The 21,783-nt window shown below is 50.3% G+C and carries 25 protein-coding genes and 1 pseudogene; 24 read left to right on the forward strand and 2 right to left on the reverse strand.

Going from position 1 to position 21,783, the window contains the following annotated elements:
* Positions 1-315: 315 nt before the first annotated feature.
* From MELB17_RS17115 to MELB17_RS17135, 5 genes are all read left to right on the forward strand, one after another.
* Positions 316-657, forward strand: coding sequence for a helix-turn-helix transcriptional regulator (locus MELB17_RS17115; RefSeq protein WP_007351573.1), 342 nt, complete (start codon positions 316-318; stop codon positions 655-657).
* Positions 654-1,967, forward strand: a complete 1,314-nt coding sequence (locus MELB17_RS17120; protein ID WP_007351574.1) for a type II toxin-antitoxin system HipA family toxin — start codon at positions 654-656, stop codon at positions 1,965-1,967. The genes MELB17_RS17115 and MELB17_RS17120 overlap by 4 nt, the downstream gene beginning before the upstream one ends.
* A 99-nt stretch (positions 1,968-2,066) precedes the next feature.
* Complete coding sequence (locus tag MELB17_RS17125; protein ID WP_007351575.1) at positions 2,067-2,252, forward strand: hypothetical protein; 186 nt, start codon at positions 2,067-2,069, stop codon at positions 2,250-2,252.
* A gap of 203 nt (positions 2,253-2,455) precedes the next feature.
* Complete coding sequence (locus tag MELB17_RS17130) at positions 2,456-2,845, forward strand: helix-turn-helix domain-containing protein (RefSeq protein ID WP_198136508.1); 390 nt, start codon at positions 2,456-2,458, stop codon at positions 2,843-2,845.
* Positions 2,835-3,146, forward strand: coding sequence for a HipA N-terminal domain-containing protein (locus tag MELB17_RS17135; protein WP_007351577.1), 312 nt, complete (start codon positions 2,835-2,837; stop codon positions 3,144-3,146). The genes MELB17_RS17130 and MELB17_RS17135 overlap by 11 nt, the downstream gene beginning before the upstream one ends.
* On the opposite strand, the gene MELB17_RS17140 is transcribed toward MELB17_RS17135, so the two are convergent.
* Positions 3,126-3,851, reverse strand: a complete 726-nt coding sequence (locus tag MELB17_RS17140; protein ID WP_007351578.1) for an RNA-guided endonuclease TnpB family protein — start codon at positions 3,849-3,851, stop codon at positions 3,126-3,128. The two genes, MELB17_RS17135 and MELB17_RS17140, sit on opposite strands and share 21 nt — an antisense overlap.
* Positions 3,835-4,608, reverse strand: a complete 774-nt coding sequence (locus MELB17_RS17145; RefSeq protein ID WP_007351579.1) for a hypothetical protein — start codon at positions 4,606-4,608, stop codon at positions 3,835-3,837. Before MELB17_RS17145 ends, MELB17_RS17140 begins: the two co-directional genes overlap by 17 nt.
* Positions 4,609-4,658: 50 nt before the next feature.
* Between MELB17_RS17145 and tnpA the strand changes: the two genes are divergently transcribed.
* The 19 genes and pseudogenes from tnpA (at position 4,659) to MELB17_RS17240 (ending at position 21,742) form a co-directional block, all read left to right on the forward strand.
* Complete coding sequence (gene tnpA, locus MELB17_RS17150; RefSeq protein ID WP_007351580.1) at positions 4,659-5,075, forward strand: IS200/IS605 family transposase; 417 nt, start codon at positions 4,659-4,661, stop codon at positions 5,073-5,075.
* A gap of 209 nt (positions 5,076-5,284) precedes the next feature.
* Positions 5,285-5,815, forward strand: a complete 531-nt coding sequence (locus MELB17_RS25130) for a type II toxin-antitoxin system HipA family toxin (protein WP_007351581.1) — start codon at positions 5,285-5,287, stop codon at positions 5,813-5,815.
* A gap of 159 nt (positions 5,816-5,974) precedes the next feature.
* Positions 5,975-6,415: a hypothetical protein gene (locus MELB17_RS17160; RefSeq protein ID WP_007351582.1), complete on the forward strand. Its 441-nt coding sequence runs from the start codon at positions 5,975-5,977 to the stop codon at positions 6,413-6,415.
* 272 nt (positions 6,416-6,687) lie between these two features.
* Entirely contained in the window at positions 6,688-6,933 is a 246-nt protein-coding gene (locus tag MELB17_RS17165) for a hypothetical protein (protein ID WP_007351583.1), read from the forward strand.
* Complete coding sequence (locus MELB17_RS17170) at positions 6,923-8,245, forward strand: hypothetical protein (protein WP_007351584.1); 1,323 nt, start codon at positions 6,923-6,925, stop codon at positions 8,243-8,245. The genes MELB17_RS17165 and MELB17_RS17170 overlap by 11 nt, the downstream gene beginning before the upstream one ends.
* A gap of 176 nt (positions 8,246-8,421) precedes the next feature.
* Positions 8,422-8,643 (forward strand): HU family DNA-binding protein, encoded by a 222-nt coding sequence (locus tag MELB17_RS17175; RefSeq protein ID WP_264673245.1) that lies wholly within the window; start codon positions 8,422-8,424, stop codon positions 8,641-8,643.
* Positions 8,644-8,728: 85 nt separating this feature from the next.
* Positions 8,729-8,977, forward strand: a pseudogene (locus MELB17_RS17180) (MerR family transcriptional regulator); the annotation flags it as partial.
* A gap of 264 nt (positions 8,978-9,241) precedes the next feature.
* On the forward strand, positions 9,242-10,024 hold the full coding sequence (locus tag MELB17_RS17185) for a Wzz/FepE/Etk N-terminal domain-containing protein (RefSeq protein WP_007351587.1): 783 nt from the start codon (positions 9,242-9,244) through the stop codon (positions 10,022-10,024).
* 26 nt (positions 10,025-10,050) lie between these two features.
* Complete coding sequence (locus MELB17_RS17190) at positions 10,051-10,458, forward strand: hypothetical protein (RefSeq protein WP_007351588.1); 408 nt, start codon at positions 10,051-10,053, stop codon at positions 10,456-10,458.
* A 17-nt stretch (positions 10,459-10,475) separates the two neighbouring features.
* Positions 10,476-11,864, forward strand: a complete 1,389-nt coding sequence (locus MELB17_RS17195) for an ImmA/IrrE family metallo-endopeptidase (RefSeq protein WP_227498952.1) — start codon at positions 10,476-10,478, stop codon at positions 11,862-11,864.
* A 529-nt stretch (positions 11,865-12,393) separates the two neighbouring features.
* Positions 12,394-13,668, forward strand: a complete 1,275-nt coding sequence (locus MELB17_RS17200; protein ID WP_007351590.1) for a lipopolysaccharide biosynthesis protein — start codon at positions 12,394-12,396, stop codon at positions 13,666-13,668.
* A 23-nt stretch (positions 13,669-13,691) separates the two neighbouring features.
* Positions 13,692-14,690 carry a UDP-N-acetylglucosamine 4,6-dehydratase (inverting) gene (gene pseB / locus MELB17_RS17205; RefSeq protein WP_007351591.1) on the forward strand — a complete coding sequence of 333 codons (999 nt, stop codon included), beginning with the start codon at positions 13,692-13,694 and terminating at the stop codon, positions 14,688-14,690.
* Between the two features lie 2 nt (positions 14,691-14,692).
* Positions 14,693-15,859, forward strand: coding sequence for a UDP-4-amino-4,6-dideoxy-N-acetyl-beta-L-altrosamine transaminase (gene pseC / locus MELB17_RS17210; protein ID WP_007351592.1), 1,167 nt, complete (start codon positions 14,693-14,695; stop codon positions 15,857-15,859).
* A complete protein-coding gene (gene pseF, locus MELB17_RS17215; protein ID WP_007351593.1) occupies positions 15,856-16,569 on the forward strand; it encodes a pseudaminic acid cytidylyltransferase in 714 nt (237 codons plus the stop codon). Before pseC ends, pseF begins: the two co-directional genes overlap by 4 nt.
* Positions 16,566-17,522 carry a UDP-2,4-diacetamido-2,4,6-trideoxy-beta-L-altropyranose hydrolase gene (pseG, locus tag MELB17_RS17220; protein ID WP_007351594.1) on the forward strand — a complete coding sequence of 319 codons (957 nt, stop codon included), beginning with the start codon at positions 16,566-16,568 and terminating at the stop codon, positions 17,520-17,522. The genes pseF and pseG overlap by 4 nt, the downstream gene beginning before the upstream one ends.
* Before the next feature lie 217 nt (positions 17,523-17,739).
* A complete protein-coding gene (locus tag MELB17_RS17225; protein ID WP_007351595.1) occupies positions 17,740-18,318 on the forward strand; it encodes a GNAT family N-acetyltransferase in 579 nt (192 codons plus the stop codon).
* Positions 18,319-18,320: 2 nt separating this feature from the next.
* Complete coding sequence (pseI, locus tag MELB17_RS17230) at positions 18,321-19,358, forward strand: pseudaminic acid synthase (protein ID WP_007351596.1); 1,038 nt, start codon at positions 18,321-18,323, stop codon at positions 19,356-19,358.
* A complete protein-coding gene (locus MELB17_RS17235) occupies positions 19,358-20,776 on the forward strand; it encodes a hypothetical protein (RefSeq protein WP_007351597.1) in 1,419 nt (472 codons plus the stop codon). Before pseI ends, MELB17_RS17235 begins: the two co-directional genes overlap by 1 nt.
* 216 nt (positions 20,777-20,992) lie before the next feature.
* Positions 20,993-21,742, forward strand: a complete 750-nt coding sequence (locus MELB17_RS17240) for an IS5 family transposase (protein ID WP_083796423.1) — start codon at positions 20,993-20,995, stop codon at positions 21,740-21,742.
* The last annotated feature ends 41 nt before the right edge of the window (positions 21,743-21,783 follow it).

The following is a 21,783-nucleotide window of genomic DNA, read 5'->3' on the forward strand; positions in this document are numbered from 1 at the left end:
CCTCAACCCTATCAGGAGGCAGTCATGATTCCATCAGCCCCCGTCGTCCATAAATGTTTCAGCCTATCCTCTGGCGCTGTCGTTCGCCGCCAACGGGTGGCGTTTGAGGTGGGAGCCCAACACCGTCAGTACTTTGATGCTCCGCGTTAATGTCGTATTTTTAAGTCACTAATTGGCTAAAAAGCCTTTTATGTCTTATAATTAGTACATTGTTCATAGATATTGGATATACTCCAGCTTCGGTGTGCAATTAATGTATCATTACTGATACTTTTAGCCCCTAAAGCCTCATTAGTGAGTTAATTTTGTAACATTATGAGCGAAATAAAACGCAGCATGTCAGACTTGGCCATCCTCGATGAGCTGGGTCGGCGCCTCAAGCAAGCCCGGCTGGAGCAAAACATCACCCAGCAGCAGATCGCAGAGGGCATGGGTGTCAGCCGAGCAACGTACATCCGGCTTGAAGACGGTAACGGGAAACTTGAAGTTCTGGTTGCTGCCCTGCGTGTTCTCGGAAAACTCCCGGCGTTGGATGCCTTCTTGCCAGATGAGCCTTATTCACCGATCGAGGCATTAAAGAGTGCTGGCCACATTCGCCAGCGTGCACGCCCCGGTAATGATCCCGTTGAACAGGACAAAGGAGACCTGGACTGGTGAGCACCGTTACGGAAGTTATCCTATGGGGGAAGAGTGTCGGTGCCCTGCTGTATGACACAGACACCGGTCTGTCGACGTTCGAATACGATAAGGGTTGGTTGAAGCAGGACGTTTCGATTTCCCCGCTCCACCTACCTCCTCGGGCTGGGAGGTTCAATTTCCCCTCATTGCCACCGGAAACGTTCTTTGGACTGCCGGGTGTGTTTGCCGACACTTTGCCAGATGACTTTGGTAATGCCGTTATCAACGCCTGGCTGGCTCGCCAGGGGATCCCAAAAAGCTCATTCAGCCCGGTTGACCGCCTCCTATACACCGGCAACCGTGGCATGGGTGCCCTGGAGTACAAGCCAGACAGCCGGAACACTCAGACTCAGGTATCAGGAGATATCAAGGTCGATACACTGGTCGAGTTGGCTCAGTCCGTGTTGGACCAAAGAGCTGGCCTGGACGTGGCCATATCAGAGGGTGATGAGAACAATGATGCAATGAGTGCCATTTTCCAGGTGGGCACATCGGCGGGTGGGGCTCGCCCCAAGGCCGTTATTGCCGTGAACCGTGATCGTTCTCGGGTAGTATCCGGCCAGACTCCCATACCCAAAGGATTCACTCACTACCTCATTAAATTTGATGGGGTCAAAGAGCGATCATCCACCAGCGAGGTCTTTGGTGACCCGCAGGGGTATGGCCGGATGGAATATGCCTACTACCTGATGGCCAAGGACGCAGGCATCAATATGGCACCGTCTGAACTGTTGATAGAAGGGGAGCGGGCCCATTTTATGACGCAGCGTTTCGACCGGGACGGTGACCGCAAGCGCCACTACCAGTCCCTATGCGCGATGGACCATGCAGACTTCCGGAAACCTGGCCAGTACAGCTATGAAGAACTGATGACCATTGCCCGAACACTCGGGTTGCCACGGGTAGACGCAATCGAGATCTTCAGGCGTATGGTCTTCAACGTCATTGCCCGGAACCAGGACGACCACACCAAGAACTTTGGCTTTCTGTTGGACCATCCAACGGCCGGTTGGCGTTTGGCACCGGCGTTTGATATCGCCTACAGCTACAAACCCGGTTCATACTGGGTGGACACCCATCAGATGACCATCAACGGTAAACGGGATACGTTCACTCGCGAGGATATTCTCGCAGTCGCAACCCAAATCCCCCGTTTCGAGTCAGATGCCCGGGCCATTATTGGCCAGGTAACTGAGGTGGTGAGCCAATGGCAGGATTATGCTCGCCGAGCGGATGTCCATTCGGAGCTGTCACAGGAGATTTACTCCAACCTCCGGTTGTCCTTGTAAGTGTAACTTTCTGGTTGGGGGTGTAGTGGTCAGCAAGAGACTAGGGGACAGACCTTAGGTCTGTCCCTGGTACAGCCAGACCAAAACCGAGCAACAACCATGCTAGAACCCAGCAACAACAACGAACTACCGGCCATCCCCGGCAAACGCTATTTCGCCATCGGCGGCGCCAAACAGCAGCTGTCCGGTGTAGAAGCGAAAGACGATATCTCCCAGTACAAACAGCTCATTAAGCAGATGATTCGCGAGCTGGAGGAAGTGCTAGTGGTGCTTAACAAGGCTTGACGGCTCAAAAAGATAAAAGCCAATGAGCTTAGCCACGGACCCACACGGACAAAAGATTTAAAGAAACCAACGAATTGTTTTAATGTAGTTTTTCGTCCGTGCGTGTCCGTGCGCGTCCGTGGCAAAAAAATTCCTACGTCATTAAAAGAAAGCTATCGTACCTGCCAAAAAAACCCTAGTCGTGTTGATCTCCAGGTTTGAAATTGAGTCATAAAACACCCATAATATCGTCAAATGGTTTGTGGGTGACTCAAATGGCAAAAACTTCTGCACGCACATACTCCCGATACAACCGCGCGGCGCTGCAGCTGCTGGCTGCGTTGATTCGTTCGGAGCGGCTAAAACAGAAGCTCAGCGCGCAGGAAGTGGCTGACCGTGCCGGAATCTCTCGCAGTCTATTGCAAAGAATCGAAAAAGCAGATCCAGTCTGTGCGATTGGTTCTGTCTTCGAGGTGGCTACCATTCTATCAATCCCTCTGTTCGAGCAGGATTTAAAAGCTCTCGACAGAGCCTTAACCACTGCACAACAAACTCAGGCCCTACTGCCAAAATCAGCTCATAAACCACGGAAGGAAGTAGACGATGATTTCTGAGAAAGACACGGAGGCTTTCGTTTGGATCTGGCTTCCGGGCGAGGTAGAGCCGGTTGTGGCTGGTAAGCTGGAAGCGAATGGCGGCAGGCTGCTGTTCAACTATGGTAAGAGCTATCTGGAGCGAACTGACAAAAACCCGCCTGCTATTTCACTGTATGAGCCGGAACTCCCGTTGGAAAAAGGCGTGCAGTTGCCGCTGGAAGGCCTAGCAATGCCCGGCTGTATTCGTGATGCCGCGCCGGATGCCTGGGGTAGGCGGGTAATTATGAACTACCCGCAGCTAAAGCGTACGGGTTTCTGAAGGACAAGGATTTTCTCTCGTCCGTCGAGAATTTAGAGCATCACTGATCACCGCCTGAATGCCAGGACTTACACAATCTCCGCTTCCTGAAGACGCCAGCTCCTGCGCCTTGTTCGCTTTCTTTCGTCGCACTTTGATCGTTCGGGGTGTTTTCTCTATCGAGAACGCGTCACTCCGAACGTGCGTAATGCCTCGCTGTTTGATAACACACGCGGCGTTATCATCGGCGTTGGCGGCGTAGCCGCACCCCTGGCACTGGAACGTCGCTTGCGACGGTCGGTTGCCTTTTTCAGTGTGGCCGCACTGCGAGCATTCTTGGCTGGAGTAATGCGGTTTTACCCGCACCATCAGTTTGCCCCGGTCTTTCAGTTTGTACGCGGTAAATTGGCGAATCTGGCCCATGTTGACCGAGTGAATGGCTTTATTAAGCCCGCGCTTCGCGCTGGCGCCGTTGGCCAGCCAACGTCCAGTGTCTTCACACAGTGTCGCTTTGGGTTTGCGAACCATGTTGCTGATCTTGAGGTCTTCAAAAGCGGCAATAAGCGGGGTGTTATCCGCAATGTTCTTGGAAATGTGGTGCGAATTGTTGTTCTGAATCTGGGCCTTTTTCTCGCTGTATCGGCTTATTCTGTGCTGTATTTTTTTCTCGCCACCGGTGCGCTTTCGCTTCACGGTACTGATTGTGCGGTCATTGGCGCAAGCCATTCGGGCGTATCGGCGTTGATACCGAGCGCGGCGTTCTTCCAGTTTCGCCAGGCCGCAAGGGCTTCATCCGGCAAATGGTACACGCACCGACGACCTGTGACTGGCGTTTCACGCCCAGGTCAAAGCCTTCTACTTGGCTTTTTAATTCTTCATCGGTGAGCGACACGGCGTACTGGCGAACGGCGCTCTCGTTCATTACATCCAGTTCTTTGTGGAAACTCATCGACAACCAGAATCGGCGTCCTTTGCGTGATAAAAACAGCGCTTTGCCCGCGGCTTTCGCCGCGAACGGCATCACCACGCCGGTCAGGTATTGACCACGATGGCGTTTGCCCGAATGGGTTTTGAGTTGAATCAGGCAGCGGTTTTCGTCCAATAATTGAACGTCGAACAGCTCATTGGTGACGTAGCAGTTTCGCTTTTTGTGCTTGGCCCGAACCGTGGGACGACTGCGGATGCCTTTGAGCGAGGCTTGGTAGGACTCAAACCATTTGGCCCCGGCGTTGCGGCGGATTTGCGATGGAATGTCTTTTAAGAATGGCAAGTCGGTTTGAAAATGCGCGGCAGCGGCATTGATCTCAGGCCGAAGCCCGGGCGGTTTTCCCGCCAGCGCCCAGGCTTGATAATCCGCTTCCGAGGCAAGCGTTTTCTGGTTGTAAATCACGGTATAACCGCCAATCCATTGGGCAATCGCCGTCGCCGCTTTGGGCGACAACTGATCGGTAATCTCAATGGATTTTCCGTGCTTTACAATCATCGCTCAACGTTACACCATGCTGATAATTGAGTCTAGCCTAGAGGTTGAAAATGATGGAAGAAATGAATTGGCGAAAAGGCCGAAGCGTAGTTTATAAAAACACAATTCACCTAGTCTTTGTCACAAAATACCGCCGTGCAGTGTTTACCGATGAGATCCTGACCGCATTGGAAGCGATCTTTCGAGAAACCTGCGAGCAGATGGGATCGGAGTTGATCGAGTGCAACGGCGAAGGCGATCACGTTCACTTGATCGCGAGCGTTCACCCTCGACATTCGATCTCGAACTTTGTGGGCAAACTGAAAGGAAAAAGCGCCTACGTCCTACGCCGTGATTATCGCGAAGAGATCAGTCCCTGGCTGTGGGGCAACCACTTTTGGAGTCCCAGTTATTGCGCCGTGTCTACCGGTGGCGCCTCGCTGGATGTGGTAAAAAACTACGTCCAAAAACAACAAAGACCGACCTAAGACCGGGCTATCCCTCCGCTGAAGCCAAAGGGTTTGCGCCCGGCAATTCTTCGATCAATAAACAGTTAGGTCGTCAGGGTGCAAATGTTGACCCTGCGTACCTGAACGAACTGACTTACCTGCTTGAATCCGGGTCGGACAGGATAGGTGCACTGGATTTTCAGCACTCAGCCACTGAATATCGGCCGCGTTCAGCTCAAAGCGCCACCTTGTCAGAGCTTCTGGCCTCAGCCGAGCGCGTAGAGCAGGGCATTCCGCTTACGCCGGAGTTAGATCAGGCACTTTTTCATGGAAGCTCCATCGGGGGCGCTCGTCCCAAAGCACTGGTTGAAGATAACGGTATTAAGTACATCGCGAAGTTCTCCTCAACCACAGACCTTTTCAGCGTGGTTAAAGCTGAGTATATTGCCATGCGCCTAGCCAGCCTCGCGGGGCTCAATGTTGCGCCAGTCCGGCTGACTAGAGCGGCCGGTAAAGACGTTCTTCTCATCGAGAGGTTTGACCGTGAACGAAGGGAAAACGGATGGCTCAGAAAGCCGCTGGTTTCAGCGCTGACCATATTAGGCCTGGATGATATGATGGCCCGATATGCCAGTTACGAAGACTTGGCGGAAGTCATTCGGCACAGATTTACCAAGCCCCGCCAGACTTTGCGCGAACTCTTCAGTCGGCTTGTATTTAACGTTCTGTGCGGCAACACCGACGATCACGCCCGCAATCACGAGTACGATCGCAAATAACTGGAAAGTGGTTTGTGAAGAGGCGGAGCTATTTCCGGTCGACGCAGAACTCCTATGGCGCCGGCAATTTCTCAACCCATTCTCCGTAAATTGAAGTAAGTACAAACTCCACGTTCTGCAGGCTACCTGGTTGACGAAGGGCGCTATACTGATGAAGAATTGATCAGCAAGGAAACGCCGTTAAGTGGCATATTTAGCGTTGAGAACGCCGGTCATAGTTGGGAAGCTCTGCAGCAGGCGGTGGATCGGATTGTTGAAATTATTAAAGCTGACCCGAACAAAGATCGGGTGGACAAAATCATTACTCGTTGGATCAAGCGCCATTTACAGAGAGTGGCTCCTAAGGCCAGGCTTGATTTGGATCGGTTGAGCAGTTTGATGGAGGATAGAGATATGTTGGCAGAAAATCTTGAGAATCTGGTTAAGAAGGAGCGACTTGAAGGTCACCAGGAAGGGCATCAGGAAGGGCAATGTGAAGCCAGGAAGGAAACTGCCCGTAACCTGGTCAATCGCACTGAAATGAATGACCAGATGATCGCAGAGATTGCAGGTCTGACAGTTGATGAGGTCAGTCAATTACGGTCAGAGATCAAGCACTGACCAAATTTAGTTGACCACTACATTGTTGCCGGCAAACCTATGGTTGGTGTATCAAAAGTCCTCAGTCCAGCTGCGCCGCACACAGCGGGATAAGACGTGGTAGTGAGGGCTGCCTGCAACACTGACCTAGGATGTGGGATGTATAGCGGGATGCATCGGGATGCATGGACAGGCACTCTGAAACTGTTAAAAATGTCTTGTTCTTCCGCTCGTGGGCGTTCGTGAGTGTCCGTGGCAAACTCTATCCAAGGATGGCAAGGAAACAATAAGAAATGAAACCACGCAACGGTCGCTACAACCCCAAGCGCAAGCTACAAAAGACATTAACGGCAGAGCAGCTCAGCGCCCTGGCCAGGGCTGTCATATACGGTGGCAACCCCGAACACAAAAGAAACCCCGGAAACTTCGGCCTAACGCCTTCGGCAGACCCAATGCCAGAGGCCGACCCCATGAGGAAGGAAATTCTCGAACGCTGGTATCAGCCGACCGATAGCGAAGGCACAGATCATGCGATTTGAAATAGACTGGCTGGCCCATCAGCATAAATCAGTAGGTTCAGAAGAACTGCTGACCCGCTGCCGCATGGCTCTGCAATTCAGAAGTCACCCGCTATTCCGCCATGAAAACCAACTGGGTGAGCACCAGGTGCGAGACGCCATAAACGTTTCAGCCTATCCTCTGGCGCTGTGGTTCGCCGCCAACTGGTGGCGTTTGAGGTGGGAGCCCGGCTTCAACCCCAATGACGGCCGCGAACTGCACGACTGGGAAATGACTCACCACCTCGCCGCCGCCGGTGAAGGCTATGCCTGGCCAGACCTTACATTTGCTTCCGATGGTGAGAGCATTCAGGCTGGCTTGAAGCCTAGCCGGGGCAACACCGGGCCAGTTCGCTATATCGAAAGACTGGATGCCTGGGTGCCGGCAAACGAGTACGAAGCAGCAGTGGACCAGCTTGTTAATCAAACGCTGGAAAGACTCAGCAACAGCAAAGAACACACACATCTTCACGAACTTTGGCAAACCGTGTGCGAAGAAAGAAAAACACCAACCATTGCCCTACAGAGGCAACTGGAAGCCAGGCTTGGTTATGATTCGGAAGAAGCGCCAGGCTCGTTACTGGCCCTGCTCACCGACCTCATAGCGGCTCATGGAGAAGGTGCAGTCCAGGAGCTGGCCTGCCTCGGGCGTGACAGAACGGAGAAAACCATCGAAAGCGTTGAGGCTTGCCTTTCAGGTACTGCGGACTCGCTTAAATTGCCGCTGAAGAGTGTTCGGAGAACGGTCGAACTGCTTTCGGACGGTAACCCCAGCCAGCCATGGGAAAAAGGACATGATGCGGCGAACACAGTTCGCAGCCAGCTTGGGGTAGACAAAGGCCCCTTGAATAACAGAAAGCTCGCTGAACTGTTGGAAACGCCGCCTCAGTTTCTGGAACATAGCCAGACAGCCCAGCGATTACCGATTGGCATTGGCGAAGTGGCTGACAATGGCAGGGCCAAAGTGGCCTTGGGTAAAAAGCGCAAAGACGCCCGTCGCTTCATGACAGCAAGATTGATCGCAGACGGCATTTACGCCGGAGAAACCGGAAACTGGTTACCCTGCACCGATGCAACGACCGTGCGACAAAAGTTTCAACGAGCATTTGCCCAAGAGTTCCTTTGCCCCTACAACGACTTAGTCGAGTGGATGGACACCACATCCCCCGATGAAGAACTCATGGAAGTGGCGGCAGAGCATTTTGAAGTCTCGCCGCTGCTGATCAATACCGTGATGGTAAACCACGGCCACATCCCCCGATCAGAGCTGGAAGCATTCCAGCAAGCTGTTTAAAAAGAGCCCAGCAACCCAAGCCGTCGATCTGCCAAGGACCTTCACGGAAAGGCCCGGCACGATCTGGCCGCCACCTGGCTTAGAAAAAAGCTCGGCGTCAGTCATAATGAGCGCATTGAACCCGCCGATATCTTGAAAGAATGGCGGGTGATCGTCGACCCGTTTTATCTGGAGAATTGCCCTTTGGATGCTATAGCCTGTACGACGAACTTGGCCTGAACAAACGTGAAGCCAAGGAAATAGTAGGGGCGTTCTTTGACGAGATCCGCGGCGCACTCAGCCAAAACGAACAGGTGAAATTGTCAGGATTTGGCAACTTTGACCTGCGCGACAAAAAAGAGCGCCCGGGCCAGAAGCTCAAAGCAAAAGTTGAAGCCTACGTTGCCACCGAGCAATAAACAGATGGGGACAGATAGGGGACAGGCTTCAAGTCCGTCCCCGCCTGGGCTTGGAGCTAGGGGACAGACTTCAAGTCTGTCCCCGCTTGCGTCCTGGGAACAGGAATTCCCTCATTTGTCCCCGGTAAAGCGCCGCGGCAACCACCGCTACTATCAGCGCGCCGACGTCATCACCATCCGCCAGATCCGCAGCTTATTGTACGACCAGGGCTACACCATCGGCGGTGCCAAACAGCAGCTGTCCAGCGTAGAAGCGAAAGACGGCATCTCACGGTATAAGCAGTTGATACGGCAGATGATTCGAGAACTGGAAGAAGTACTGGCTGTTTTATAGTTGATAAACTCATTGTTTAACAAGAAGTAACAAAATTCTGCAGTATCCCCTGTCAATCAGACCCTCCGCCAATCGTTGCTCCTTGTAAGCTTGCGCCAAATGCGTAGAATTGCCGCTCCTATTCTTTTTTCCAATATGTACGGTTTTGCGCGGCTTTAATAACGCTCTCTGTATGTACAAAAATTTCGCCCATAACACTGGAAGCGGGTCGGTGGGGCGGTAGCGTGCTTTTTCGAACTAATCTAATTTCACGGATTTAAATGCATGAATAATTCCTATCCCCATTCGCAGGAAGATCAAGACAGGTACTCGGACGAAATTAGCCTGGTCGACCTGGCAACAACATTTATCCGCAGGCGCAGGGTTTTTTATGTTGTTTTTTTGATTTTCACGCTAGGCGGCCTGGCTTACGCTTTGCAAGCGTCGAACAAATACGAGTATGTCAGCCTGGTTCAAGTTGCACAAAAGGGTGGCGACGTGTCCCTTCAGCCGCCGGCAGTGGTCATCGCGACTTTGGAAAACCGCTGGCTACCGGAAGTTCAGACGGCTTACCGTGCCAAAAATGATACAAAGTTGCCATTTAGTATAAGTTTCAACAACCCTGAAGGCACAGGCCTAATTCAGCTAACCAGTGAAACCGCGCTGGAACACGGCGACGATGTGAAAGCGGCGCATGCGGCGCTCATCGATTATCTAAGTCGTTATCAGGCTGAACGGATCAAGCAGGATAGAGTCAGTCTGGAGCGTCAAATGAAATCGGCTGAAACCATCATTGAAGCTCTCAGAGGCCAGCCGGACACAGGCGAGGCTTTAGCCGCTGCCATTCAGAGAGTGGCTGGCCTTGAAAGCGCACTGGAAAATCTTGATGAAACTGAAGTGCTTGTGCAAAGCCGTCAAAGCGCCGAAAAGACAGGCCCAAAACGCAGCCTCATTGTGATCTTGGCTACGTTGCTTGGTGGCATGCTAGGCGTATTCATGGTGTTCATGGCTGAGTTTGGCGCTAATGTCAAAATGCAACTGGCAAAGACTCGTACCATAGATGATTAAGGCGCTCGGCCTATAGCGGAAGAGTAATGGCTAATACAGAGGCAGAAATTCGGTTATATGAACGTGGCGAAGGGCGACACAAGCATCGTTGGAAGCACGATTTTGCCGGTTTTGAACCCGGCGACAAAGGCCAAATAGGTAAGTGCCCCAAAAGCATCACGGAGCAGTTGGCCACTGAAATTTTGAATCAGGGTGTGCCATACTACGATGACTTGGGAGACGAAATTCCGTCTAAGATTTACTCTGTGCATAAAGGTGTGATTTACGAAGCAGCACCTACAATGCCGGGTATTTCATGGCATGGCTATCCTTGGCGGGGTAATTTGAGAGGGCGTAGACCACTATCGAGCAGGATAGTAAGAAAACTCAAAAAAATGGCAGAAAAATCCGGCCACTCTAAAGAGTTCGAACAATGGTTAAAACAGTACGGTTAGGCTCCAGAGAAGGCTTCTTGCTAGAGCTGACGCTGGTTGATCGGCGGGGAAAAGCTGGCCTCGTTTGGGGTGAAGGCAAGCTCCTTGTTGGCGGCCTGCTGGTTATAGCAGACAAAGACGGCTGTCCTACTAGCTGGACATGGGTAGATTTGCTGGAATGGCTTGCGAAAAATTGGGCTTATCTGTTGCTGGAGCAAAACTTCCCATTTCAGGTGTCAGCCATGGGTATTTCCACGTTAATGAGAGATTTGGAGAAACGCTGGGAAAACATGGCCGAGGAACGAATGGAAGATGAAGAAGAGCAGGCTTTTCGCTTTCTAGATCGGCACGATCTGGCCTGTGCGTTCAAAGGAATTTTTTTCCCTGCTACGTATTTAATGCGCCAAGGCGCCTTGATGGAAGTTTTTAGCGCCGAACACAGTAGCCATGTGCGCTTAAACCTACAGCGGGCAGTAAGTGACCTTGAAGACATTGGAAATTATTTGGCGGAAGTCGCAAATACAAAAGAGGTGAGTAGGGGCAAGTTGGCTGCTGAGCAGTGGTACGCTCGAGAGACATGCTTAATCGCGCAAGCGGTGCCGCTGTTAACCGGGTTAAACACCGCAAGTTTGGCGCAGCTAAACCCTGAGAACGACCCTGAGTATTGGGAGTACGATCCGGAATCTCCACTGGCGGACGGCGAGCTGATGGCCGCAGCACGTATGACCAGTGGCGTACTTCTAGCCGATCAGCAATTACAGGTCTTTGATTTAATTCGCGGTGCAGCGAAAATAGCAACACCAGAGCTAGATTCGCTTTCTCGTAGTCTTTTTAAAGACTTTAAAGACATCGGCAAGCCCTATGATCAGGGTTACTGGGTCGCCATTTGGTTACGCCGCAAATTAGGGAAGTCTGATTCGGAAGGTGTAAAGCCGTCAGTCTTTCTTGAACGATGGAAGATCCCGGTTGATGACTTTGATATGCCGGATTCCATACTTGATGCGTTTGCATGTTGGGGGCCGCGTCATGGCCCCGCGATATTCGTAAATAAGGCGCAACAAAGCACGTCAGCTCACGTGCATGGTGAAAACACAACCCTCGCCCATGAAATTTGTCATCTGCTACTGGATCGCGATGGTGCCCTGCCGGTTGCAGAGGTACTGAACGGCAATAGCCCCGAGCGCTTGGAAAAGCGTGCTCGCGCTTTTGCAGCGGAACTTCTGCTACCCAGAAATGTGGCCGCAAAAGAAGTGCGAATGGCAGCCTCCGTGAACGTTGCCGTTACAACGCTGTCTTCAGCGTACGAAGTCAGTACCGAGTTGGTGTGCTGGCAGATAATCAACTCCGATGCCTACGCCACTTTAACGGACGATGAACGTAACTGGCTGCAGGGCAAGGCACAACGAAAAGTGTTTGCCGACGCGTAGCGTCAAGGCTGTATTGTCGACAGAAGCCCTGAGTAACCGCAGGCCTTTCTATTTTTCCCTGTGTCTTTTCGGATAAAAGATAGATAGGTGATAAGGAGCCCTTATCGGTTTTATAAAATCGTTAATAATCAATTAGTTAATTTTTCAGATTTCCAATTTCGGAAAAGCTATTCTCAAAAATTCGTAGGTATTATCGGGCAAGGCGTGTTTCCAGCTTTGGAAACAGAATCTGGTCACTTTCCAACGCTGGAAACATACTTTCCAGTTATTCTCACCGATTGCGACCCAAAAGCCGTTTCCAGCTTAAGAAAGTCATTTTCCAAACTCAGAGATCAAGTAAGTAGCGAGCGATCGCGCTTCACTGCGATGCAACTTTAAAACTGTAGATCTTGCCGTAGCGCCTTACGCAGAGAGCAAAAAAAAACATGCGCTGATCGCCATCGTCGCCACGATTCTTGGCGGCATACTAGATGCGTTTGTTGTAGTATTAATAGGTTTCACTCGCAGCCGCAAGGAAAACGCTTAACAAGTGCTTACCAAATTAAAAAGCAATACCTTCCTCGCTGGCTCAGCCATATATCTGATCTCTAACATATTGAACGCAGCGATACCTTTTGCGCTGCTTCCGGTACTCACCCGCTATTTAAGCCCAGAAGAGTACGGTGAGGTCGCAATGTTCCAGACCCTACTTGGGGCCTTAACCGCATTTATCGGGCTGAGCATGCACGGCGCTGCAGTAAGAAAATTCTATGACGGCAATCTCGGCGAGCGTGACCTTCAAGAGTTCATTGCTGCCTGTTTACAAATCCTGTTAGTGACCAGCTTGGCGACCCTAGCCGTTGTATACATTTTTAATGATCAGTTATCGCAATCGTTAGGGCTCGAATCACGCTGGATCTTGCTTGCTGTTTTTACTACCTCGGCGACGGTCATAGCCGGAATCCGACTCGGTCAGTGGCAGGTGCGAAAAAACGCAAAGTGTTATGGTGCGATGCAAGTCACCAAGAGCTTATTCAATGTTTCTCTATCTCTTCTTTTGGTTGTTGTGTTTCTACAAGGCTCGGGAGGGCGAATTACTGCCCAGGTCTGGGCTGCTGGAGTCTTTGCAATAATTGCGCTCTGGCTGTTAAAGAAAGACAGCATGCTCAGGTTTTTTGTCTGGCGTCCTGATTTTACCCTTGAGGCGCTTCGATTTGGCGTTCCCTTAATACCGCATGTTGGCGGTGTATTCTTACTGATGACTGTAGACCGGTTTGTCATAAATTCTGAGCTCGGGATCGCACAAGTGGGGATCTATATGGTTGCGGTGCAGTTCGCTATGGCTGCATCGTTGGTGTTCGATGCGATTAACAAAGCTTACGTTCCTTGGCTATTTGAAAGACTCAAGCGTAATGATGAGCAAGAAAAACGAAAAATAGTTCGCTTTACCTACATCTGGTACCTCTTTATCCTTGGCGGAGCCGGTCTCACATTTTTGTTGGGGCCATGGCTAGTTACATTTGTCGCCGGTGAAAAATATGCGAAGGCCGGGGATATCGTAGGATGGTTGATGCTGGGTCAAGTTTTTAATGGCATGTACCTAATGGTCACGAATTATATTTTCTTTTCAAAGCGTACAGGCCTGTTGTCAATTGCCACAATGTTTTCTGGCGTGGTTAATCTTGTACTGCTCCTAATTCTTATTCGTCAGTTTGGCCTTGAAGGAGCAGCTTATGCATTCTGTATATCAATGGGGCTTCGTTTCTTATTGACTTGGTTTGTGGCTCAGAAACGTCATCCTATGCCTTGGCTCAAAGCTTTCTAGAAAGATACAAAGGACAATTTTGCATGTTAAGAGATTCAACTATTCTGGTTACTGGTGGCACTGGTTCTTTTGGTCACCAATTCATTCCGATGACCCTGGAGAAATACAACCCCAAGAAAATCATTGTGTTCTCTCGGGATGAAATGAAACAGTGGGAAATGGCCAAGTTGTTTCAGGGTGATGACAGGCTGCGCTTTTTTATCGGAGACGTACGCGATAAAGACCGCCTCTACCGTGCGCTGGACGGGGTTGACTATGTGGTACACGCTGCAGCTACCAAAATTGTACCAACTGCCGAATATAATCCGTTCGAATGTATAAAAACCAATATCAACGGCGCCATGAACCTGATTGACGCCTGCATTGATAAAGGCATTAAAGGTGTTGTCGCACTTTCCACAGACAAGGCCAGCAGCCCGATTAATCTTTACGGTGCCACCAAACTGGCGTCGGATAAGCTGTTTGTTGCTGGCAATTCCTACGCTGGTGGCCACAGCACCCGTTTCTCTGTGGTGCGTTATGGCAACGTCATGGGCTCCCGAGGTTCTGTGATTCCGTTCTTCATGTCGATTAGAAACAAAGGCGTTTTGCCAATTACCGATGAGCGAATGACACGCTTTATGATCTCATTGGAAGAGGGGGTGGATCTGGTCTGGCATGCATTTGAAGACATGGTCGGGGGCGAAATTTACGTAAAGAAAATTCCTTCCATGAAAATGACCGATTTGGCCCGGGTAGTCGCGCCCGAAGCGAAGCAAGAAGTGATCGGTGTTCGCCCCGGTGAAAAGCTGCATGAACAAATGATTGGTGCAGAAGACTCCTACTTCACGTATGAATATCCTGAGCATTTTAAAATCCTCCCTAATATCAACAATTGGGGAAATTGTCCGAGCCGCATCAAGGATGGCAAAAAGGTAGAAGAAGGCTTTGTGTACGCAAGCGATAGCAACACAGAATGGATGGCGGACGAAGACTTGCAGGCTTGGATCGATCGCAACTCCAGTGACATTGGAAAAATTTAATCATGATTCCTTATGGCAAGCAGGACATCACTCAAGCAGATATCGATGCCGTTGTTAATGTACTGCAATCAGATTTTTTAACTCAGGGGCCAATGGTTCCTCGGTTTGAAGAGTTGGTGGCAGCGCACGTAGACGCCAAACATGCGGTTGCCGTCAACAGCGCCACCTCCGCGTTACACATTGCCTGCATGGCTCTGGGGTTAGGTGAGGGCGACTGGTTGTGGACCAGTCCGGTGACCTTCGTGGCTTCTGCAAACTGCGGCTTGTATTGCGGTGCTAAAGTGGATTTTGTGGATATAGACCCAAAAACCTATGACCTGTGCCCGGTCGAACTGGAAGCCAAACTAAAGCAGGCGAAGATAGATAACCGCTTGCCCAAAGTGGTTGTGCCCGTACACCTGTGTGGCCAACCCTGCGACATGGCCGCCATCAGTAAATTGGCACAAGAATACGGCTTTAAAATCATTGAAGACGCATCCCACGCCATTGGCGGCAAATACAAAGGCGAATTCATCGGTAACGGGCGCTACAGCGACATCACCGTATTCAGCTTCCACCCGGTAAAAATTGTGACCACCGCCGAAGGTGGCATGGCCATGACCAACAGCGCCGACCTTGCCGAAAAAATGAATCTGCATCGTAGCCACGGCATTACCCGCGACCCGCACCTAATGACCCATGCGCCCGATGGCCCTTGGTATTACCAGCAGATTGCACTGGGTTATAACTACCGGATGACTGAGCTACAGGCAGCGTTGGGCGTTAGTCAGATGGAACGGCTGGATGCCTACGTGACGCGCCGGCACGAGCTGGCGAAACGTTATGATCAATTATTGGCTGATCTGCCTTTAACCTTGCCTTGGCAGCACCCAAACAGTTACAGCGGCCTCCATCTTTACGTTATCCGCCTGCAACTGGAAAACACCAACCTTAGCCACTTAGACGTATTCGAAGCCCTGAGAGAGCAGGGTATTGGTGTGAACCTGCACTATATTCCTGTGCACATTCAGCCGTATTTCCGCGAAATGGGCTTTAGCGAAAACGATTTTCCGCAATCTATGGCCTATTACCGCGATGCGATTAGCTTGCCTATGTTTCAAGGGCTTACTAACGAACAGCAGGATACAGTGGTGGCGGTGCTAACAGAGATTCTGAGTAGTCAACCATGACGGCGGGGAGCCGTGTAGCGATCATTCCAGCCCGTGGCGGCAGCAAGCGCATACCCCGCAAGAACATCCGTGAGTTTTGCGGCAAACCGATGATTGCTTGGTCGATTGAAGCGGCACTCAGTAGTGGATGTTTTGATCGCGTCATCGTTTCAACAGATGATGATGAAATTGCCGAAGTGGCAAAAAAGTATGGAGCGGAAGTGCCTTTCGTGCGCTCGCCAGAATTGTCAGACGATCACACAGGCACTATTCCTGTAATACGCCATGCTGTCGACCGGTTAAACCAGCATGGGGTCCTTGTTGAGTATGCCTGTTGCATTTACGCCACCGCGCCGTTTATTGCTGTAGAGGATATTCAGCGAGGCTTCCGCCTCATGCAGCAACAATCCAGCGATTACGCGTTTTCAGTCACCAGTTACGCCTTTCCGATTCAACGAGCTATCTGCATTACCCCTACAGATAGGATTGCGATGTTCAGCCCCGAACACTTCAATACCCGCTCCCAAGACTTGGAAGAAGCGTGGCACGATGCTGGGCAATTCTACTGGGGTACAGCGGAAGCTTGGTTGCAGGAGCGTGCACTTTTTAGTGAACAAGCCATACCCGTTAAACTACCTCGCCATAGGGTGCAAGACATCGACACTCCAGAAGACTGGAGTAGGGCCGAATGGATGTTTAAGGCCATGCAGGCTTCAAAAGGCAATCAATGAACATTGTTTTCAGAGTTGATGGTTCCATTCAGATGGGCACAGGCCATGTCATGCGCTGCTTGACCCTGGCTGAAGAACTACAGCGCCTTGGGCACAGTTGTGTTTTTATCTGCCGGGAGCATCCTGGGAATCTGGGCGAGTTCATCACCAATAAAGGCTTTGTTGTTCATTTACTATCTACTACGAGCGGCGTTAATTTCACGGTAGAAAACGACGATACGGCACATGCCGAATGGTTGGGGGTAAGTTGGCGTATAGACGCAGAACAGACGCTTGCTGCTCTTGGTTCTATGGAAGTAGATTGGTTGGTTGTAGACCACTACGCCCTTGATGCTCGTTGGGAGAGACTGCTGGCAAAAGCCGCAGGCCAGATCATGGTGATTGATGATTTGGCGGATCGACATCACGCCTGCGATCTTTTGTTAGATCAGAATCTGGGACGTGAGATTACAGACTATGATCATAAAGTTCCGGAACACTGCACTCGGTTGGTTGGTCCCAATTACGCACTTTTGCGCCCTGAGTTCGCTCGTTTACGCGAAAAAAGCCTAAAACGTCGCAAGATGCCTGAATTGAAGCGAATACTGATCTCCCTTGGCGGTGTAGACAGGACAAATGTCACTGCTCAGGTGTTGAACGTATTGAATGACTCGCAATTATCATCTGAAACTGAATTAGACGTCATTATGGGTGCAACAGCACCTCACCTAAATGATATCCGGACCCAAGTCAGTCACACCCGGTTCAGAGCAACGGTAAGCGTTAATGTTGGTGATATGGCCGAGCGAATGTGTCGGGCTGACCTAGCCGTTGGGGCGGCAGGCAGTACATCTTGGGAACGTTGTTGCCTTGGATTGCCAGCGTTGATTGTCGTGCTTGCTGACAATCAAAAGTCGGCCGCACATGCTCTAAGTGAGCGGGGGGTCGCAATTGTCGCGAGCAGTTTGACATGATTGGCATCGTGATTAATAGACTCATTGCCGATGATAATCTGATCCAGCATTTTCTAGTATGAGTGAATCTGGCGCCCAGTTGGTAAATGGCACCGGATGTGAGCAAGTAGTACAACATCTTATTAGTCGATAATTTTTAATCCAGATTTTCAATTAATTGTATTAAATAAATTCGTTTATCACACTAGACCTATTTCAGAATGAGGAGTTAAGCACGATGTATAAAGACTCAACTGGCAATTTTCATCTTCGGTCGCTGGAAAGAAAGCACATTGATTCTGAATACATTTCGTGGTTTGAAAATAAAGATGGGCATTTAGATTATTTTACCGGAAGCGGTCGAGAATTTTCTGAAGAGCTTATCGTTGAAGATTTTCAAGCAGGGATTTCGAGTGGAAAATGGTTCTATTACCTTATAGAGAGTGCTTCAGGCGATAAAATAGGAAACGTAAAAGTAGGTCCTATCGATCATCGTAATAATACATCTGATTTAGTTTGCTTGATTGGAAATAGAGATTTTTTAGGAAAAGGTGTTGCAAGTAGGGCAATAAAAATTGCGAATACAATTGCTTTTGATAAATATGATATTCGGCGTCTTCATGGTGGTATGTATGCTAGTAATATCTCGTCGATAAAAGCGTATACGAGAGCTGGCTGGCATGTAGAGGCTACCTTTAAGGGGTATTACTGGGTTAATGGAAAGTCAGAGGATAGAGTGTGTGTTGCGTGCCTTAATCCGAAGTACTTTCCTAAAGAACCAGAAGCGGTTATGGGTCAATTGAAGCATGGAGAATAATCGTGGAAATCAGTAAGCGTAAAATTGGCTCAAAATATCCGCCCTACATCATTGCAGAACTTTCTGCGAACCATAACGGCAAGTTTGAAACAGCGCTCAAGATCATTGAAGAAGCCGCAAAAGCCGGTGCAGATGCGGTAAAGCTACAAACATACCGGCCAGACACGATCACGCTGGATTCCGACGCCGATGAGTTCAAGATCAAAGGTGGTTTGTGGGACGGTAGAACATTGTATTCACTGTATCAAGAAGCCCATATGCCCTGGGAGTGGCACAAGCCGCTGTTCGAACACGCCAGAAAGATCGGGATTCCTATTTTCAGTTCACCCTTCGACAACACGGCGGTAGACCTGCTCGAAGACCTGAACGCCCCAGCCTATAAGATTGCTTCTTTTGAAGCCGTCGATCTTCCGCTGATTCGCTATGTGGCCAGTACGGGCAAGCCAATGATTATCTCCACCGGTATGGCTGACGCCGAGGAAATCAGTGAAGCCATAGCCGCAGCCAGAGAAGGCGGCTGCAAGGAATTGGCGATACTGCACTGCGTAAGTGGCTACCCGGCCCCAGCGGAAGACTACAATCTGCGCACCATACCCGACATGATGGAGCGGTTTGGTTTGGTAACAGGCTTGTCTGATCACACCCTGGACAACACCACGGCCATTGCCAGTGTTGTGTTAGGTGCGTCAATTATCGAGAAACACTTCACTCTGGACCGGAAAGGCGGTGGCCCTGATGATAGCTTCTCCTTAGAACCCGCTGACCTTGCCGCGCTTTGTAGGGACAGCAAAACAGCTTGGAATGCGCTTGGCAAAATCGATTATGGGCGTAAATCCAGTGAGCAGGATAACGTCAAGTTCCGTCGTTCCCTGTATTTTGTCAAAGACATGAACGCCGGCGACATTGTTACCGCAGACAGCGTGCGCAGTGTACGTCCCGGATTTGGGTTGGCGCCCAAAAAGCTAGAGTGGGTTCTCGGGCAGAAATTGAACAAGCCCGTTAGCGCGAATACCCCGGTAAAAGAAGATAGTTTCGCTTGATGGGTTGGTACAGCGATCTCAAAGCGGTACTTGCCGGTGAGCCGGAACCTTGGCTGGCTTACTTGCACGGTCAGCAGCTTGATAACCTCTCGTTACTCAAAACGAAGAGGCCACGCTATCGAGGATTGGTTCTTCAAGTTGCAAAATATGTAGCATTTCTTTTGCGCGATCTGAAATTTAACCAGCGCCCCGAGCTGAAGTGCTCGGCCAAGTTTTTTGTATTTGCTGGATCTGCCAACCAAATAGGTTCCCTCAACCAAACAATTGATTCACTGAAACAAAGCGGCCAAAGCGTTTTAGCAGTAGGCAATAAGGCTTTTTTAGACAATAGTGATCGCGCGGCCCGTTATGTTCCATTTTCCCTGAATATCGTTGATGTTCTGCGTTCAATCATTCTTTTGACCACTAGGGGATTTGGGCTATACAAAACACTGAGAGCCACACATCCAGTGTCTGTTGATTGGCATTTTGCGACATTTTGTAGTGTCTATAATTACCTAGTCTATTTCCATCGCGTGCTTAGGCAAGTGAAACCTGAATTTGTGATTACCGCCAATGACCACAATGTTCCCAACCGATGTTTTTTGGCGGTTGCGCATCAGCTAGGTATCAAAACGGTATACCTGCAGCATGCATCCGTAAGTTCGATATTTCCTGCGTTGCGGGTTGATTATGCATTTCTGGATGGCCAGTGTGCGCTGGACACCTATCGACAGTGCGAGCCAAATCAACCAGCCACTGCTCGAAACGTACCGATACCCCAGGTAATTCTCTCTGGCCAGAAAAAGCACCTCAAGAGATCAGAAAGCCGCAATACCCACGTGGTTGGAGTCGCCCTAAACACTTTAGACGACGTTAAGGCCAGCATAGAACTTATCAATGCGCTTGCACGCGAAGGGTTGTCGGTGCGGCTACGCTGGCACCCGGGCCAGGCGGTGAAAGACACGAAGCAGTTCCGCGAAGCATTTGCGGCCAACGAACGCGTGTCATTGAGCGATCCACGGCAAGAGCCTATTTCCAGTTTTATGGAACGCATCGACTGGCTTATCGCAGGCAACAGCAGTATCCACCTAGAAGCTGCTCTAGCTGGCGTAATGCCTATCTATCATGAACTTACACCACCAGACATGCCAGATTACTACGGCTACGTAAAAAACAGTCTCACCCAGCCAGCGGATTCTGTTGAAGATTTACTGGCACTGGTCAAAAGCATACGAGACAACCACGTCTCGAATGCCGAAGCGATTCGTTATTACAGCGCTACCTACCTTACAGAGTGGGAAAGTAGAGAGGGAGAGTTGGTTGCTGAGTGTTTGAAGAGGCTTTGCACCGGGGAAGGGCTGCCGGTTGAGGTGGTGCGGTTTGAGCTGGAGGTTCCGGCGAGGGCTGCGGCAGGGGTTGGGGCTTGCTCAGCGTAGATGAGCGCTAAAATTTTTTGGTTTAAAAATTCGCAAAATTCATGTTTAAACCGGAAGTTCTAGATAGGCATCCCGAGATTACGTGAATTGGTATCTCGCAAATATTTGGTGCGTTTGCATGTGCCTAGGGTCTGTTGACAATTGCTCGTAAGTCTTTGAAAGGTAAGAGCAAGCTCGTATAATGAAGTTCCGAAACAACAATCATACGAGCCCGCAATGCCCAGATACATGCTCACAGAGGAGCTGTGGTCCAAGCTAAGAGAAATACTGCTTCAATTCAGTCTGTATAACAAGGCAGGTCTGCGCAAAACAGTCGAAGGCATTCTGTTCAGAATGCGGACCGGCGTGCCCTGGAGAGATCTGCCAGACCGTTTCGGCAGATGGAATTCTGTCTACAAAGCGTTCAATGACTGGTCGAAAAAAGGCCTCTGGAAAAAGCTCTTCAACGTGCTGAAAGCAGACTCCGATCTGGAATGGGTCTTCATTGATGGCAGCTATGTGAAAGCACACCAGCACAGTGCCGGAGCCGCAGGTGGCTACGACGAGAATATCGGTAAAAGCAGGGCTGGCAACACCTCCAAGGTGCATCTGGCGGTGAATGCTTACGGCCTGCCAGAGGCATTCACCATTACAGGTGGTCACATCAATGACTGCACTGAAGCGCCAACACTCATCGAAAAAATTGACGCTGCGCAGGTGCTGATAGCGGATAAAGGCTACGACAGCCAGATAATACGTGACAAGGGAGAAGCCCTCGGAATGAGCGTTATTATTCCCAGAAGGAAAAACTCGATAAAGGGAAACAAGGGGCTCGACCGGCATTTGTATAAGCTCAGACATCTGGTCGAGAATGCGTTTGCCAGACTCAAGCATTATCGGGCCGTCGCCACCCGATATGACAAACTGACTCGTAACTATGAGAGCATTGTGTCATTGGCTTGTGCATTTCTCTGGCTGCCAATGTGAATTGTCAACAGACCCTAATGGTCTAGGCGGAAAAAACGGTA

The sequence above is a fragment of the Marinobacter sp. ELB17 genome (assembly GCF_000169375.1).
Classification (GTDB): domain Bacteria; phylum Pseudomonadota; class Gammaproteobacteria; order Pseudomonadales; family Oleiphilaceae; genus Marinobacter.